This window comes from Streptomyces sp. NPDC003284 (assembly GCF_053589675.1).
In genome coordinates this window covers 20454-36800 of sequence record NZ_JBSFSI010000031.1, presented here as the reverse complement: position 1 = coordinate 36800, position 16347 = coordinate 20454, and the positions used below count along the sequence as shown (strand labels likewise).

The window sequence follows — 16347 nt, the reverse complement described above, 5'->3', positions numbered from 1 at the left end:
CTCTGACCTGCGGAAATGCAGAGCCGGACCAAGATCCTGCGGACTGGTAGGCAGTTCAGCGGATCGTCATGCACGGCTGAGGGAACTGGGCACTCGGTTCCCAGGAACTGATCACCCGGTTTCCTCGATCTGGCACCGCTGTTCCTCGATCTGCCACACGGTTCTCAGGAACTGCCAGTACGTCCGAGGGAACTGGGCACCGCTGTTCCAGAACAGCGGCAGATTGACGTCACGTACATCTCTCGACCGGGGGACGGCCGCGAGACGGCCGAGAAACGGCCGGGCGAGGACCAGGTGACGGACCCTCGATGCGCTGTGTGGAGGACAAGCGACACGGTCGACGAGCGGAGTTGATTGACTTCCTGCTCATGTACGTTAGGTTCATGTGGTCGGCCTGAGGGTCGCCCTGGATGAACAGTGCATCAATGCCAATGCCCCACGCATGGAGGGCCTGTTGGGAGCAGTACGCAGACTGGTCGACGCCGACACCGGCGAGCCGGTCCCTTATGCGCCTTATGCCTTCTCAGGGAGGCATACGCAGGTGGACAAGGCGCGGGTCGAGGCCATCACGGAGTCGAAGGCCTTCACGCCCAGTCAGAAGTTCCTCGTCCTGTGGTGGATCGGTGTCTCACCCGAGGGTATGGAACCGCTGAGAGCCACCGGAGCGGACATCGCCAAGCGGGTCGGCATGTCGACGGACGCGGTGGGGAAGATCAACAGAAAGCTCGCCAAGCATCGGGTTCTGATTGTCCGGGGACGCATCGGCAACTACAACTTCTACCGCATCAGCCCGTACATTGCCTTCCATGGAACAGGGCTGGAGCAGCGTGAAGCGGTGAGGACGTGCAATCCGCCGGACATCCCGGGCTTCGACGAGAACACTCCAGCACGGTGGGAGGCAAAGTGACCAGTGACGACAAGCAGCAGAACCTCAAGCTGCTGGAGGCAACGGCCGGCATGACCGCCAACCAGCGTCTCGTCGTCATGCTGTACGCCCTGCACCCGACGGACCGCTCCGGCGCCGTACTGGAGACCGCGGCGCAGCTGGCCCAGCTGGTGGGGATGGCACCGCCGGTGTTCTCCCGGACGCGCAAGCAGGTGATCGGTCTGGGCTGGCTGGAAGAGACCGAGAAGATCGGCCATATCAAGTACTACCGGATCGTTCCGGGGCGGCTGGGGGAGCGGGTCGTCGTTCCGCTCCGCCGCGCGACCTGATCGGTACCGGCAAGGCACCGCTCCGAACTGGCGGGCGCCGACCGGTACTTCCCCGGATGCTTCCCGAGGTTCGGACTGTCCGGACTGTCCGGACAGCAGAACGGACAACAGAAGGCGTCCTGCGGATCGTCCCTCATTGACGTGACGTACATGAGGTGCGATCCGCAGGACGCCTTTCCTGCTGTCAGGGCAATGTCCCGGAGCTTGTTCGAACTGTTCGATTCTTCGCTCAGAACGATTCTCCGGGACAGTGCCCCGTGCGCGCGAACAGTCAGCCGCGGACGATGTTCTCTGCCTGCGGGCCCTTCTGGCCCTGGGTGACGTCAAAAGTGACCTGCTCACCCTCGACCAGCTCGCGGTAGCCGTTGCCCGCGATGTTGGAGTAGTGCGCGAAGACGTCAGGTCCGCCGTCCTGGGCGATGAAACCGAAGCCCTTTTCGGAGTTGAACCACTTCACGGTGCCGCTTGCCATGTACTTTCCTTCGTCTAAGCCGAGACCCAGCCAACCTTGTCCGTGGCGGGCCCGCTCGGGCGGGAACGTTTCGGCCGCAGCCCGGTTCCGCCTTTGCCGTCACCATGGTAAGTCGGAACCACGTTTCGCACGAGACTTCTCCTGCCTGCGGAAACGTGTGTGTCGTCAGCCCTTTTGTGCTGTGCGGCGACGACGGGCGATGACGAGCGCACCGGCGCCCGCCGCCACCAGGGCCGCCGCGCCGGCCGCGAGCGGCACGGTGTTGCTGCTGCCCGTCTCCGCGAGGGGCTGGGACGAATCACCCGACTGGCTCGGCCGGGGAGTGACCGGCACCGCCCCGGCCGGGGCCGTGGACGTGGTGGTGGCCGGAGTGGACGGGGTGGAGGGGCTGGACGGCACCGAGGCCGACGGAGTGGGGGTGCCCGGGGCCGAGGGCTGCGAAGCGCTGGGTGTCGGGGTCGCGGGCGGGGTGGACTCGGCCGGCGGGGTGGAGGTGGAGGCCGAGGGAGTGGGCGTGGACGGGGTCTCCGGGACGTGGCACACCGTGGTCCCGCCCTGCCAGGCCGCGATGAGATTGCCGGTGAACACCGGGTGGTCGGGGCCCTCCGGCAGATCGGCGGTCTTGCCGTCGTGCTTGACGTCGCCCTTGTAGAGGTCGATCTGGGTGAAGCAGTCCTTGCCGGGCGCCGTGATCGTGAGCTGGCCGGTGGCGCCGTGGGAGACCGTGACGGTGTCGAAGTCGAGGAACTCCTGCTTGCCGGAGGTCTGCCAGCTCGGTCCGTGCGTGAGGTACGCGGCGAGGGAGACCGTGCAGGTGTCGCCCTTGCCCGCGCGGACACCGATGTGCAGCTTGTCGTTGTCGCCGGACGACAGGTCGAGCTTGCGGGCCTCGCTGCTCGGCAGCCAGGTGTGGCCGTCCACGGAGAACCGGCAGGGGGAGTCGACCCGGCTGCCGGCCGCGTTCTGGTTGGGGTGGAAGGAGCTCTGCTGCGCACCGGCACCGGAGGCGCTCGCCGCGTAGGCGCTGAAGGTGCTGCCTGCGGAGACGAGGAGCACGGCCGCGGTCGTGCTCAGCACGGATCCCAGCGCGAAATGGCGGGCTCTTGCCATGGAAGTCTTCCGTTCCTGGTGGCACGCTCACACACCTGGTGTCGGCGCCGCCGTGACCAGGTGTGTGAGTGTGGCGTTCTAGTCATGTGGGGGCAGCGGATCGAGGTCACCACACACGTTTCACCACATGAATGTCAAGTCGCCCCGGTCGGAGGGGTGTACAGGGCAAGATATGTGTTTACAGCCACTCACGCCGGGCGGCCTGCCAGGCGAGCTGCATACGGGTCTCGGCACCGGCGCGCTCCATGAGCGACTGGATGCGGCGCTGGACGGTTCTGCGGCTCAGGCTCATATGGGAGGCGATGGCCTTGTCGGTGACTCCCGCCACGAGCAGCGACAGCAGTCGGCTGTCGACCGGGGAGAGCCGGGTGCGGGGGGAGGCGGGTTCCTCGGTGAGCAGGGTCTGCGGGCCCGTGGCGTCCGTGAGGTGCAGGGGGACGGCGTTCTCCCAGTAGCTCTCGAACAGGGCGACCAGGGCGCTCAGCAGGTTGCTGTCGCGCACCAGGGCGGTGGTGGGCTCGTCGGGGCTGCCCTGGGGGCCGCCGGGGACCAGGGGGAAGATGGCGACGGAACGGTCGGCGACGGCCAGCCGCAGCGGGAGGCTGGGCACGGCGCGGGCGGACTCTCCGGCCCGCATCCCCGTGGCAACGTTGTCCACCGCACCCTCGTCGTCGAAGAACGCCTGCTCGTACAGGACGCGGTAGCGCACACCCCGGGCCAGGGCCTCGTACTCCTCGGTGTTGCTGCCGGACGGCATGGCGACGTACTGGGCCTTGCAGAACCAGAGCATCTCCTCGCGCGCGTGGGTCTGGATCTGCTTGAGGTGCTGGCGCAACGCCTCGGCGCCGGTGATGACTTCGAGCAGCTGGCCGGCGTCGTGGCGGCGGACCGTCTCGCGGTGTGTCTCGATCAGCCGGGCAGCCTCGGTCCTGGCGAGGTCGAGGGCCTCGGTGTTCCGCTTGATGCGGGGGAGCAGGGCGACGTCCGGCGGGACCGCCCGGAAGCGCCCGGGGGCGCCGTCGGCGTGGGTGGCAAGACCCATGGCGACCAGCGCCTCCAGGGTCTTCGCGCTGTCGGCGCGGGGTATGCCGGTGCGCCGGGCGATGTCGTCGACCGTGGCGTGGCCGGACATCACGAGCACGCGGTAGACGGATTCCTGCATCTGTGAGACTCCAGCGGCTTCCAGCATCCCGCACGTCCTCCCCGCTTGCCGTTGGCCCTGGTTGACGACTGTAGGGCAGAGGGAATGGGGTGATCGGTGCGAAAGACGGGTGAAGAGGGGCGTAAGGGCGAGCGGTTGATCCCACCGCTCGCCCTCACCTCGTCGTGGAGGTGCCTTTCAGGCCGCGGTCAGCGGCGTTCCGCCCAGGCGCGTTCGACGGTCTGCCGGATGCTGTTGCCCGAGGAGTCCTGGGCCGTGACGCGCAGGCTCACATAGGCGGTGCCGTGGCCGGTCGGGGCGACGGTGGCCCGGAAGGAGGTGCCGGTGCGGTGGCCGGTGCGGGCCGTGTGCCAGGTGCGTCCGCCGTCGGTGGACGTCTCCACCCGGACGGTGACCCCGCGGGGGGCGGGGGCGCCGCTCTGGGCGCGGACCGTGACACCGACGCCGTAGGAACCGCGGGCCGTGACCGTGTTCCGGGCGTCGACGGGTACGTCGTAGTCGAGCTGGAGCAGCGGCAGCGGCACGGCCTGCTCGGTGCGCCGCGAACGGAACGACCAGGACGTGCTGGTGGCGGTGGCGTAGTGCCACTCGGGTTCGGTGCGGGAGGTGGTCAGATCGAGGCGGTAGTCGGCCTGTTCGGCGGGGACCTCGGCGTCCAGCCAGGTGCTGGGCAGGTCGGCGTACTTCTTCCCGTTCCGGTAGAGCACCGCCGCGGTGGTGTCGCCGGTCGCGGCCGGTGCGGTGCCGGAGCTGGTGCCGACGCCGAAGCCGCCCTCCAGCAGCCGGGTCCAGTGGCCGGGCTGGGAGTCCGTGAACTCCGGGATCCACAGGTTGAGTACGTTGCCGGTGCGGGTGGTCGGGTGGGTGGTCCCGGCCGGGATCGACGGGCGTACGACGGCGCCCTGCCAGGTCTCCGCGCTGTGCTCGCCCGCCCGGTAGGTGCGCGGGGTGTCCCGCTCGCCGATGGCCAGCGGCTGGTCCTGGTCGAAGACCGTGGTGTGGTGGACCAGGTGCTGCCAGACGGTGTCACCGGCGCTGATGTACTCGGTGCGGGTGAAGCCGGTGGGCACGAAGCGGTTGTACTGGTTCCAGGTGGTCTGCTGGAACGGCCGCCGGGCGAAGCGCTGTTCGGACGCCCAGCCGGCGCCGCCGTTGTCCGCGTAGGTGGTGCGGACGGTGGCGCTGGTGCGTTCCGAGACGGTGTACGTGATGTGCTTCGGGATCTCCTGCTTGCTGATCTGCATCACGTCGTACAGGTAGGGGCTGCGCGAGGTGCCGTGGAAGGTCAGCCGCTCCGGGTGGCGGTGGGCCAGCGCGAGGATCCGTGCTCCGTCGGTGGCGCCGATGCGGACGGTGGGTGCGGCCCAGCGGTCGCCGTCGGGGCGCCAGCGGGTCCAGGGGTTGTCGTCGGACTGGACCAGGAGCACGGCCTTGGCGCCCGCGGCGGCGGCCCGTTCGACGACGTCGGCCTCGTTCACCCAGGTGGTGTTGGTGAGGACCGCGATCCGGCCCCGGACCCGGCCGAGCGCGGGGGCGGAGACATCGCCCGCGTCGGCGGCCTCCAGGGTCGCGCCGCGCTCGCCGAACAGCGGGGAGGCGGGCATGTAGTACGTGTTCAGCGTGCCGGGCAGACCGGCGGCCCGGGTCTCCAGGAGCGGCGCGACGAGCTGCCAGCGGGAGGAGAACTCGAACGTGCCCTCCTTGACCGGGGGAGCGGGGCTGGCGTAGACGCGCTTGGCGAGGTCGAAGTACATCGTGCCCTGGAGCAGGCTGTGGCCGTCGAGGGCGCGGTACGTCTGGTAGCTGATCGCGCCGCGCTGCTCGGCGGGGCGGGGGGTGCGGATTTCGACGGGCACGGTGGCGCGGGCGTCCACGGTGACGGTGGTGTCCTTGGTGACCTTCACCTCGGGCAGCACGACCTCGCGCATCTCCTGGCCGTCCTGGGCGTCGACCAGGAAGGTCTCGTTGACCTGGTACGTGCCCTCCTCGACCTCGGCGATGCCGTGCGCGGGGTCCTGGTAGGACTCGAAGCCGTCGGCGCCCCAGATGACCGGCTGGAGCGGCACGCGCTTGCCGTGCTCGTCGTACGACACCACCGTGAGCCGGTGCACGGGCGCGTGCACGGTCAGGCCGAGGGTGGTGTGCACGACGGATGCGGGGGCGCCGGACATGGTGGCGGTGACATAGCCGTAGTAGGTGCCGCGGCCCGTCCTGCCGGTGTCGGCGGTCAGTGTGACGGCGGCGGTGCCGTGGGCGGGGACGCGGACCGTGGGGGAGGAGAGCCGGACGGTGTCCGCCGGGGCGGGGCGGCCGCCGGCGTCCGTCAGCCGCGGGCTGAGGGCCAGCGTGATGTCGGCGCCGGAGGTGTTGGTGTAGCGCAGGGTCGCGGTGCGGGGGGCGTCCCCGGGGTGGAAGGAGCCGAGGGTGAGGCTGCCGGTCGCGGTGACCGGGCCGAGGGCCGCCGCGGAGGCGTCGATGCGTCCGCCGCCCTGCTCGGGCGCCTTCTGGCCGTCGATCGTACGGGCGGTGCTGACCAGCGCGTCCTTGATCTGGGCGCCGGTCCAGTCGGGGTGCTCGTGGGCGACCAGGGCGGCCGCGCCGGCCACGTGCGGGGTGGCCATCGAGGTGCCGGAGGCGGCCGTGTAGTACTGGTCCACCGGGTCGCCCATGGTGGTGCCCGCGGCGCGGGCCGCGACGATGCCGACGCCCGGTGCGGTCACGTCCGGCTTGAGCGCGCCGTCACCGGCCCGGGGGCCGCGGCTGGAGAAGTCGGCCAGCGAGTCGTCGCGGTCCACGGCGCCGACGGTGAGGGCGTCGTCGGCCGCGGCGGGCGCGCCGATGGTGCTCGCGCCGTCGGCGCCGCTGTTTCCGGCCGCCGTCACGAACAAGGTGCCGGTGCTGCGGCTCAGTTCGTTCAGGGCGAGGCTCATCGCGTCGGTGCCGTCGCTGGGTGTGTCCGAACTGAGGCTCATGTTCACGACCTTGGCGCCCTGCGCCGCCGCCCACTCCATGCCGGCGATCACCGCCGACTCGGTGCCGTAGCCGTCGTCGCCGAGCACCTTGCCGATCAGCAGGTCGGCCGCGGGCGCCACGCCCTTGCGGGTGCCGCCGGAGGCCGCGCCGCTGCCGCCGACGATGGAAGCGACATGCGTACCGTGTCCGAAGACGTCGCCGGGGCCCGAACTGCCGGAGAAGTCCTGGGCCTTCGAGATCCGTCCGGCCAGGTCGGGGTGGTTCTGGTCGACGCCGGTGTCGAGCACGGCGACCTTGACGCCCTCGCCGCGGTCGCCCTTCTGCCAGACGGCGGGCGCGTTGATCTGGGCGGTGCTGCGGTCGAGCACGGCGCGGACCCGGCCGTCCAGGCGGACGCGCGGGACGGCGGCGAGCGCGGACGCGGTCCGCGACGCCCCGGCGGCCGGGACGAGTTGGTCCCAGAAGCGGCCCAGGTCCTGCTGTGGGACGCTGAGGGCGCGGGCGTGGATGCTGGGCAGGTCGCGCGGGGGAGCGACGGCCTGCCGGGCCGTCCCGGCCGTCTGGTCCTGCTGGTCCTGCTGGTCCTGCTGGTTCTTCTGGTTCTTCTGGGGTTTCCGCTTCTTCTGCGCCGCCGCCGACTGCTCGGCGAACGCGGTGAGTCGGCGCGCGGCCGGGGCCGAGGCGCCGTCGGCGGTGCCGATCAGCAGCGGGAGCGCGGAGGTGTGGGCGGTGTCGTAGCGCTGTGCGAGAAGGGCGGTGACGTCGAACAGCGAACCGTCCAACCGGCCCGCCGACACCAGGGGTTGGGCGTCGGACGGCAGCACGGAGATGCGGCCGTCCTGCTCGTAGGTGTGGAAGACGATGCCGTCACGGCCGGTTCCGGGGCGCACGGTGGCTGTCCGGTGCCCGTCCGTGCCCGTCTCCACGGTGACGGTGTCGCCCGTGATCAGGCGTACGGTGGCCGTTCCGGTCGCGGACGCCGCCGGGTGGGTCCGCGGGGTGACCGCCGGTCCCGTGCCGGGCGCGGCGGCGGTCACCGGGGTCACGGCTCCCACCGCTCCCACGGCCAGGGCGAAGCCTGCCGCTGTCGCCGCCATCAGGCGGATCTGTCTCATCGGTGCCATGCCTTCCCTCGGTGGCTGGACTGAGTTCACGCGCTGGACAGAATCCGACGGGGGTGAACTTTGTGTCACTGGATTCCGTTGGCGCAGGTGAGACATGGCGCAACCATGACAGCCTCAGAAGTCACCCCCTTGACTGGTGACACATATGCCTGCCATGATGACGTCACCGCCTGAACAGGTGACTAGAGAGTCCGGTCACCAGGGAAGGAGGCACACCCCGAACACCCACCCGTACACACAGGGAGAACCGTCATGGCCGTCACCTACACCGCCCGTGTCGCTGTCACCGGCGAGGGCCGCAACGGCGGCACCGCCCGCTCCGAGGACGGCCTGCTGGAGCACACCCTGGCCATCCCGAAGGAACTCGGCGGCGCCGGTGACGCCACCAACCCCGAACAGCTCTTCGCCGCCGGCTGGGCCGCCTGCTTCCTCGGCGCCCTGCGCCGCGCCGCCGCCACCCGCCACATCCGCCTCACCAGCACCGCCATCACCGCCGAGATCACCCTCACCCACGGCGACGACGGCGAGTTCACCCTCTCCGCCACCCTCCACCCCGTCCTCGGCGGAGTCGACCAGACCACCGCACAGGAACTCGCCCACGCCGCCCACCAGATCTGCCCCTACTCCAAAGCCACCCGCGGCAACATCCCCGTCACCCTCAACGCCACCACCGCCACCGCCTGACGAACGAGAACCACCCCGCCACCGGCCGCCACCTGCCACGGCACCAGCACCACCGGTGTGAGAGGCCGAGGACCGTGTGCGACGCTGGTCAGGGGAACACGGACGAACATGAGACACGGAACGAAAAGGGGAGATGTCATGGCCGACGCCGAGGAGAAGGCAGTGCTGGCAGGAGGCTGCTTCTGGGGGATGCAGGAGCTGATCCGCAAGCAGCCGGGTGTGCTGGACACGCGGGTCGGATACAGCGGCGGTGAGCTGCGGAACCCGACCTACCGCCGCCACGACGGCCATGCCGAGTCGATCGAGATCACCTTCGACCCGGCCGTGACCGACTACCGGGCCGTCCTGGAGTTCTTCTTCCAGATCCACGACCCGAGCACGAAGGACCGGCAGGGCAACGACATCGGCGACAGCTACCGCTCCGCCATCTTCTACCTCGACGACGAGCAGCGCCGGATCGCCGAGGACACCATCGCCGATGTGGACGCCTCCGGTCTGTGGCCGGGCCCGGTGGTCACCGAGGTCGCGCCCGCGGGCCCCTTCTGGGAGGCCGAACCGGAGCACCAGGACTACCTCCAGCGCTACCCGAACGGCTACACCTGCCACTTCCCGCGCCCCAACTGGCGGCTGCCCCGGCGCGCCGAGGGCTGAGCCGTCCCGCACCGCGGGGAGCGGGCGGCGCCAGGGGACAGGACAAGAGAGGTGAACAGCGAGACACGTTTCTGGAACTTCCAGGTGTGAACACGTCACACTGGTGCTCCATCGGCCCTTGCCGACGCAGGAGGGTGACCAGTGGAGCAATCGACGGCACACGACGCACCGGACGCCGTCCCGGTGCGTGTTCCGCGCCTGGTCGGCCGCCGCGCCGAACTGGAACAGGTCGTCGGCGCGCTGAGCCGCGGCCCCGCGACGGTGCTGGTCGAGGGCGAGGCCGGGGTGGGCAAGAGCCGGCTGCTCCAGGAGGCCCTGGGCGCCCCCGCCGTACGGGCGCGCGGCCCGCTGGTGGCGGTGTGCCCGCCGTTCGAGGAGGCGCTGACCCTCGGCCCGGTGGTGGACGCGGTACGCCAGTCCCGTACCGGACCGGCCGGTCTGGAGCTCACCGCGCTGGCCGGGGCGCTGCGTCCGCTGTTCCCGGAGTGGGCCCACGCGCTGCCCCCGGCGCCGGAACCCCTCCATGACGCCGGAGCCGCACGGCACCGCCTGTTCCGCGCGCTCGCCGAACTCCTGGACCGGCTGGGCACCGAGATCCTCGTCGTCGAGGACGTGCACTGGGCGGACGACGCCACGCTCGGCTTCCTGCTGTTCGTGGCCGCCCGGCGGCCCCGGCGGATCAGCCTGGTCGTCACCTACCGGCCCGAGGAGACCGCGGCGGGCTCCCCGCTGCTGCGGCTGTCCGCGCGGCCGGCCGTGGGCGCCGCCCATGTCCGGCTCTGCCTCGCGCCCCTGACCGTGGCGGGCACCGCCGCACTGGTCTCCTCCATGCTCGACGACGAACATGTCTCGGACGCCTTCGCCCGGTTCCTGCACCGGCGCACCGAAGGGCTGCCGCTGGCCGTGGAGGAGTCGGTACGGCTGCTGCGGGACCGCTCCGACCTGGTGCGGGCCCGTGGCGAGTGGGTGCGGCGCACCCTGGAGGACATCAGTGTGCCGCCGACCATCCGGGACGCCGTCCTGGAACGCTTCGCCCGGCTGGACCCGGACGTCCAGGAGGTGCTGCGCGCCGCCGCCGTGCTCACCGAACCTGCCGACGACCGGCTCGTCGCCCGGGTCGGGGGGATCCCCGGGCCGCGCGCCACGGCCGCTCTGGCGGCGGCCGTGCGCGGCGGCGTGCTGGCGGAGGACGCCTCGGGGCAGCTGCGGTTCCGGCATGTGCTGGCCGCCCGCGCGGTGTACGACGCCATCCCCGCCGGGCAGCGCCGCGCCCTGCACCTGGCGGCCGGGCGTGCCCTGGAGGACGCCGTCCCGGCGCCGCTGGCCCGGCTGGCCCACCACTTCCGGGCGGGCGGCGACACGGCACGCTGGTGCCGGTACGCCGAGCGGGCCGGGGATCTCGCGCTGGCCTCGGGCGACCACCGGACGGCGGTCGCGATGGTGCACGGCGTCCTCGACGCGGGCGCGCTGCCCGCGGCGGACGTGGTGCGGCTGTGCGGGAAGTTCCCCGTCTTCGCCTTCTCCGGCCACCGGGGCCGTACCGACCTGGTCCGCACCCTGCGCACACTGCTGGACGACGCGAGCCTGGACACCGCCGAACGCGGTCTTGTGCGGCAGCAGTTGGGCCGGATGCTGCTGCATGTCGGGCAGTACGACGCGGGCGCGGCCGAGTTGGAGCGCGCGGTGTCCGAACTCGCCGACCGGCCGCTGGAGGCGGCGACCGCGATGAGCGCGCTGTCCCGGCTGTCGGGGGCGTCCTGTCCGGTGGCCGTGCACCGCCGCTGGCTGGAGCGGGTCACCGCGCTGGCGCGCACCGCGCTGCCGGCCGAGCACCGGCTGACGTTCCTGGTCGAGCGGGTCACCGCGCTGCTGGAGCTGGGCGACCCGGCCGGCTGGGAGGCCGCGCGCGAGATACCCGAGGCCCCCACCGCCGCCCGGGACGTGCTGGACGTGACGCGGGCGGTCCTCAACATCGGTGACGCCGCGATGAGATGGGGCTACCACGACGAGGCACGGCGCCGGCTGACCGCCGGGCGTGACGCGGCCGGGGCCCACGGGCATCTGCGGCTGCGCGACATGGCGGCCACCACCCTCGTCCACCTCGACTGGCACGCCGGTGCCTGGGACGGCCTCGCCGAGCGGGCCGCCGCGCTCGCCGCCATCGACGAGGAGCCGCTGATCCAGCTCGACACCTGCCTGGTCACCGGTCTGCTGGCCGCCGCGCGCGGCGCGCAGGACACGGCCGCCGACAGCCTCGCCCGGGTCGCGGACGAGGCACGGCGCCGGGGCATCCTCGACATGTCGCTGGAGTCGGCCGCCGCGCTCGCCCGGGTCCGGCTGGCACAGGACCGCCTGGACGAGGCCCTCGCGCTGACCGAGGAGGGCATGCGGCTCGTGGTCCGCAAGGGCGTCTGGCTGGCCGCCACCGAGATCGCCCCCGCCCGCACCGAGGCCCTGGTCGCGGCGGGGCGCGCTGCCGAGGCCGCGCGGCTGGCGGCCGCGTTCGCCCGTGGCGCCCACGGCTCCGTCGCGCCCGCCACCCGGGCGTCGCTGGCCACCTGCCGGGCCGTGGTGGCGGAGGTGCGCCAGCCGCCGTCGCGGGCGGCGGCCGCGTGGGCGGACGCCGCCACCGCCTGGGAGGTCCTGCCCCGGCCGTACGCGGTGCTGCTCGCCCGCGCGGCCCAGGCGCGGTGCCTGGCGCGGGCGGGCCGGCGGAAGGCCGCCACGGCGCTGACGGAGACGGCCCGCGCGGGTCTCCGGGAGCTGGGTGCGGCGTACGCCGTCTCCCGGCTCGCCGCCGCCACCGGCCACGAGGCGTCGCCGGGCGACCCGGGCGGTCCGGTGCGCGGCCCGCGCGGCTACGGCGACCAGCTCTCCCCGCGCGAGCTGGAGGCGGTCCGGCACATGCTCAACGGGCTGACCAATCCGGAGATCGCCCGTGCGCTGTGCCGCTCGCCCAAGACGATCGCCGCCCAGCTCAAGTCGGCCATGCGCAAACACGGGGTGACCTCGCGGACGGCGCTGGCCGTGAGCGCGCTGCGGGCCGGGATCACTCCGGCGGGACCGGCCGGGGACGCGGACCCGGGAGCGTAGCGCCGACCCGGCGGCAGCGTCCGCCGTCTTCTTTTAGGTCACTTGCCCAATCGCTCCGGCCGCCCCGCCGTCGTGATACTCGCCGCACATGTTCCTGCGAGCACACCCAGTGGGACTGGAGAGAGCACCGCACGTGAGCAGTTCCCCCGAGCACCTGCGCGACCTCGTACCGGAATACGTAGGTCCGGATCCGGACGGCGAGCCGCCCGCGCCCGACGCCACCGAGGCCCCGGACGAGGCAGCCCCGGACGAGGACCCCCTCACCGGTTACGAGCCCCTGTGACAGCCGGTCACGACTCCCTGTGACCCGGCAACCGGACGGAAAGGCAGTCGACTTGTGAAATTCCTCAGAAGAGCGTCGGTGGGGGTCTGTGCCCTTGCCGCGGCCGGCGGGCTCCTCACCGTGCCCTCGTCGTCGGCGGCGACGGCGCCCCCCGCCGTGTTCACCGGCGGGGCCGCCGCCGTGAAACCGTGCCAGGTCACCCTGCCCGGCGGGCTGCGGGCCACCGTGACCGGGAACGCCGGGCAGCGCACGGCCCGGCTGACCGACCCCGCCCGGGTGAAGGAATCCGTCACCACCTACTGGTCCGACGGACACCAGTACCTGATGCCCTCCACCGCGGCGGACGGCGGCGCGGCGCATCCGGGCCCGGCGGCCTATGACGTCACCGCGCTCGCCGACCGCACCTGCGGCCAGGCCGCCGCGCGGCCCGCGGCGCAGACGGCCACGCGGAAGGGCACCGGGCGCGCGTACAAGATGGTCCGGCTGACCATCGACACGCGCGACGAGACATCGGTTCCCGCCACGAGCGGAAATCTGCTGCTGACCAACCTCGATGACAACACCTTCGTCCGCCGGACCTACATCATCACCCACGGTGTCGTGCGGGCGGTCGTGCCCGCCGGTCACTACGCGGCGCTCTTCGAGCACTGGAAGGGGACCAGCGACGGCCTGACGTACTGGATGACGATCAACCCCGAGTTCACGGTGCGCGACGGAACCCGGGTGACCCTGGACGCCAGTACCGCGACCGTGCCCGTCCCCGTTCCGGTCACACCGCGCCCCGCACAGCTCGTCAGCCGGTCGTTCGCCGTGTACCGGGGCGACGGGTCGGGGCCGGGCGCCGAACACGGCCTCTGGTTCCACCAGCAGTGGCCGTCCGGTGTGAGCCTCACGAACAAGATCCGTGTGAACCCCGGTGCAGGGCCGGTCACGCACGGCCGGTTCAGCGTCGTCTCGACCTTCGACTTCGCCTCGCCGGAGGGCACCGCCCAGCCCTACGCCTACCACCTGGCCGAGTCCGCCGACCGCACCCTCACGACGTACCCCTCGAAGGCGGACCCCGCGACGCTCGCCACGGTGCGCCGCTCGTACACCGGGACGGGCGGTGACGCGACACCCGCCCTGGTCGTCGGCATCACCGTACCCACCTGGGCGGCCCGGACCCGGGAAATCCTGCCCGCCGCCTTCCAGTTCCTGCCCGCGGGCACCGAGCAGACCGAGTACTACAGCGCCCTGCCCGACACGGCCTGGGCCCAGGAGTACGCGGACACGGCACGCGGTACGGCCCTCGCCTCGGGCTTGAGCGTCTACCGGGCGGGCCGCAACCCGGACGAGACCTTCGGCGCCGGGGCACCGCATCCGAACGGCCCCCTCGCGACCCGGGTCGGCACGGTGTACTGCGGTGCCTGCGCCGACGCGACCTCGCTGCGCTTCGCGCTGCTGCCCGCCGGTGACAACACACCGGGCCACGAAGGCGTGTACGAGCGCCAGAGCAGCGACTCCGTGACCCTGAAGCGCGACGGCGCGCTGTACGCCACCGGCGAGAGCGGCCTGTCCCAGGTCAGCGTGCCGGTTCCGGCCGGGCGGGCCCGCTACGAACTGCGGCTGGCGAACCGCTCCACGGGGGCGGACGGCCGGCTCTCGCCCGGCACCGACACCACCTGGACCTTCACGGCCGACCCGGGACACGGCAGGACCCTGCCCGACGACATGCTGTGCCCGGCGGAGGGGAACGCCTGCGGCGCCCTGCCGCTGCTGTACGCCTACACCAACACCGACGCCGACCTGATGAACCGGCTCACCCCGGGACGCCACACCCTGTCGCTGGACGTCGGACGCCAGCAGTACGCCCCGCCCGGCGTCGTGACCGGAGCCGAGATGTCGGTCTCCTACGACGACGGCGCGCACTGGCAGAAGCTCCGCACCCGCGGCGGCGCGGGCCGGTTCACGGCGGACTGCACCGTGCCGTCCACCGCCTCCGGCCACACCGTGTCGCTCCGCCTGGCCGCCTGGGACAGCACCGGCAGCCGCGTCGACCAGGAACTGCCCGGCGCCTACCAGGTGCCGTGACCGCGAGCGCGGGACGCCACCGCCCGCGCGGCGGCGTCCCTTCCCCCGAACTCCAGGAGTGTTCCGTGAGCGACATCAGAAACGTCCCGGCCACGGGAGCCGACAGCGGCAGGCGTTCCCGGCGGCCCTGGGCGGCCGCCGCGGTCGCCGGTGCCCTCGTCGCCCTCCTCAGCGGTGCCTCGGCGGTGACCGCGAACTCCGCGGGCGGCGGACCGGCGGCGGACGACCAGTCCCCGGCGGTACGCGCGTGCGACGTCCCCCGACCCGGTGAGGCGGCCTGTCTCGCCGAGGTGCTGCCCGGTTCCGCACCGGGCAGCCGGACCCAGGCACCGGCCGGGTACGGGCCGGCCGACCTCCGGTCCGCCTACGGTCTGACGGCGGCCGTGCGGGCGGGCGCGGGCAAGGGCAGGACCGTGGCGATCGTGGACGCCTTCGACGCCCCGACCGTCGAAGCCGATCTGGCCGTGTACCGCTCGACGTACGGGCTGCCGCCGTGCACGACGGACAACGGCTGCTTCCGCAAGGTCAATCAGCGGGGTGACACCGCTCCGCTGCCGCAGCCGGACGCCGGCTGGGGCGTCGAGATCAGCCTCGACGTGCAGGCGGTGTCCGCGCTCTGCCCGTCCTGCGACATCCTGCTGGTCGAGTCGGACAACGCCAACTGGGACAGCCTCGCCGACGGGGTGGACACCGCCGTCCGGCTGGGCGCCACGACGGTCTCCAACAGCTACGGCGGACCCGAGAGCGACGTCACCGACAACCGGAGCCACGGCACGGGCCCCGATCCGGTCCGTGCGGCCTCCTACAACCACCCGGGTGTGCCCATCGTGGCCGCGGCGGGCGACGCGGGCTTCCAGCTGGACGCCCTGTACCCGGCCACCCTCAGCACCGTGACCGCCGTCGGCGGCACCACGCTGAAGAAGAGCGACACCGCCCGCGGCTGGTCCGAGACGGCGTGGGCGACCAACTACAAGGGCGGTGCGGCGGGCGCCGGTTGCTCCGCCCATGTGGCCAAACCCGCCTGGCAGCACGACCGGGACTGCCCGAACCGGACGCTCACGGACATCTCCGCGGTCGCCGACCCGGTCACCGGGCTCGCGGTGTACGACAGCATCCGTGACCCCAACGGCCCGCCCGCGGGCTGGATGAAGGTCGGCGGCACCAGCGCCTCGGCGCCTCTCGTCGCGGCGATGTACGCACTGGCCGGGCACACCGAGGACGTCCGGGACGCGTCGCGCCTGTACGCCCACCGCGACCGGCTGAACGACATCTCCGGCGGCAGCGTCAGCGTGCCGCACAGCGGCCAGGAGTGCCCGGCGAGCAGTTATCTGTGCACCGCGCTGCGCGGGTACGACGGGCCGACCGGGCTGGGCACGCCCGACGGACTGGGGGCGTTCGCTCCCGTCCGCTGACCGGGACACGGCGGTCCGCCGTCCGGGAGCCGCGTGAGGCTCCCCGGGCGGCGGACCGCCGCCGCGCGGGCGCGGGCACCGGCCTCCGAGTGGGGCCC

12 protein-coding genes are annotated in these 16347 nt (G+C 72.4%); 8 read left to right on the top strand and 4 right to left on the bottom strand.

Annotation, left to right across the window (positions count from 1 at the left end; translation table 11 throughout):
* The first annotated feature begins 454 nt into the window (after positions 1 to 454).
* Both ACWDYF_RS35725 and ACWDYF_RS35720 read left to right on the top strand, forming a co-directional pair.
* The gene (locus ACWDYF_RS35725) at positions 455 to 907 is read left to right on the top strand and encodes a MarR family transcriptional regulator (RefSeq protein WP_037863325.1); all 453 of its coding nucleotides are present in this window, start codon (positions 455 to 457) and stop codon (positions 905 to 907) included.
* Positions 904 to 1215: a cyclic nucleotide-binding domain-containing protein gene (locus tag ACWDYF_RS35720; RefSeq protein WP_018569291.1), complete on the top strand. Its 312-nt coding sequence runs from the start codon at positions 904 to 906 to the stop codon at positions 1213 to 1215. Before ACWDYF_RS35725 ends, ACWDYF_RS35720 begins: the two co-directional genes overlap by 4 nt.
* 271 nt (positions 1216 to 1486) lie before the next feature.
* Here ACWDYF_RS35720 and ACWDYF_RS35715 read toward each other — a convergent pair whose 3' ends face one another.
* The 4 genes from ACWDYF_RS35715 to ACWDYF_RS35700 all read right to left on the bottom strand — a co-directional run bounded on the left by ACWDYF_RS35715 (position 1487) and on the right by ACWDYF_RS35700 (position 8047).
* Positions 1487 to 1687, bottom strand: a complete 201-nt coding sequence (locus ACWDYF_RS35715) for a cold-shock protein (protein WP_018569290.1) — start codon at positions 1685 to 1687, stop codon at positions 1487 to 1489.
* A gap of 165 nt (positions 1688 to 1852) precedes the next feature.
* On the bottom strand, positions 1853 to 2797 hold the full coding sequence (locus ACWDYF_RS35710) for an LAETG motif-containing sortase-dependent surface protein (protein ID WP_389471050.1): 945 nt from the start codon (positions 2795 to 2797) through the stop codon (positions 1853 to 1855).
* 178 nt (positions 2798 to 2975) lie between these two features.
* Positions 2976 to 3959 (bottom strand): helix-turn-helix domain-containing protein, encoded by a 984-nt coding sequence (locus ACWDYF_RS35705; protein WP_389471052.1) that lies wholly within the window; start codon positions 3957 to 3959, stop codon positions 2976 to 2978.
* Between the two features lie 188 nt (positions 3960 to 4147).
* A complete protein-coding gene (locus tag ACWDYF_RS35700) occupies positions 4148 to 8047 on the bottom strand; it encodes a S8 family serine peptidase (RefSeq protein WP_389471155.1) in 3900 nt (1299 codons plus the stop codon).
* Between the two features lie 261 nt (positions 8048 to 8308).
* Here ACWDYF_RS35700 and ACWDYF_RS35695 point away from each other — a divergent pair, with 261 nt between their 5' ends.
* From ACWDYF_RS35695 to ACWDYF_RS35670, 6 genes are all read left to right on the top strand, one after another.
* On the top strand, positions 8309 to 8740 hold the full coding sequence (locus tag ACWDYF_RS35695; RefSeq protein WP_389471054.1) for an organic hydroperoxide resistance protein: 432 nt from the start codon (positions 8309 to 8311) through the stop codon (positions 8738 to 8740).
* 138 nt (positions 8741 to 8878) lie between these two features.
* A complete protein-coding gene (gene msrA, locus ACWDYF_RS35690) occupies positions 8879 to 9391 on the top strand; it encodes a peptide-methionine (S)-S-oxide reductase MsrA (protein WP_018570086.1) in 513 nt (170 codons plus the stop codon).
* 141 nt (positions 9392 to 9532) lie between these two features.
* Entirely contained in the window at positions 9533 to 12484 is a 2952-nt protein-coding gene (locus ACWDYF_RS35685; RefSeq protein ID WP_389471058.1) for a helix-turn-helix transcriptional regulator, read from the top strand.
* 133 nt (positions 12485 to 12617) lie between these two features.
* Complete coding sequence (locus ACWDYF_RS35680) at positions 12618 to 12767, top strand: hypothetical protein (protein WP_381741803.1); 150 nt, start codon at positions 12618 to 12620, stop codon at positions 12765 to 12767.
* Positions 12768 to 12845: 78 nt separating this feature from the next.
* Positions 12846 to 14837, top strand: coding sequence for a hypothetical protein (locus ACWDYF_RS35675; RefSeq protein ID WP_389471061.1), 1992 nt, complete (start codon positions 12846 to 12848; stop codon positions 14835 to 14837).
* Positions 14838 to 14902: 65 nt separating this feature from the next.
* Positions 14903 to 16249, top strand: a complete 1347-nt coding sequence (locus tag ACWDYF_RS35670) for a S53 family peptidase (protein WP_389471064.1) — start codon at positions 14903 to 14905, stop codon at positions 16247 to 16249.
* Positions 16250 to 16347 lie beyond the last annotated feature (98 nt).

Bases quoted from the DNA above. Each gene is read 5' to 3' on its own strand.
- msrA (WP_018570086.1), top strand. From the start codon at position 8,879: ATGGCCGACGCCGAGGAGAAGGCAGTGCTGGCAGGAGGCTGCTTCTGG.
- ACWDYF_RS35705 (WP_389471052.1), bottom strand. From the start codon at position 3,959: ATGCAGGAATCCGTCTACCGCGTGCTCGTGATGTCCGGCCACGCCACG.
- ACWDYF_RS35700 (WP_389471155.1), bottom strand. From the start codon at position 8,047: ATGAGACAGATCCGCCTGATGGCGGCGACAGCGGCAGGCTTCGCCCTG.
- ACWDYF_RS35710 (WP_389471050.1), bottom strand. From the start codon at position 2,797: ATGGCAAGAGCCCGCCATTTCGCGCTGGGATCCGTGCTGAGCACGACC.
- ACWDYF_RS35715 (WP_018569290.1), bottom strand. From the start codon at position 1,687: ATGGCAAGCGGCACCGTGAAGTGGTTCAACTCCGAAAAGGGCTTCGGT.
- ACWDYF_RS35695 (WP_389471054.1), top strand. From the start codon at position 8,309: ATGGCCGTCACCTACACCGCCCGTGTCGCTGTCACCGGCGAGGGCCGC.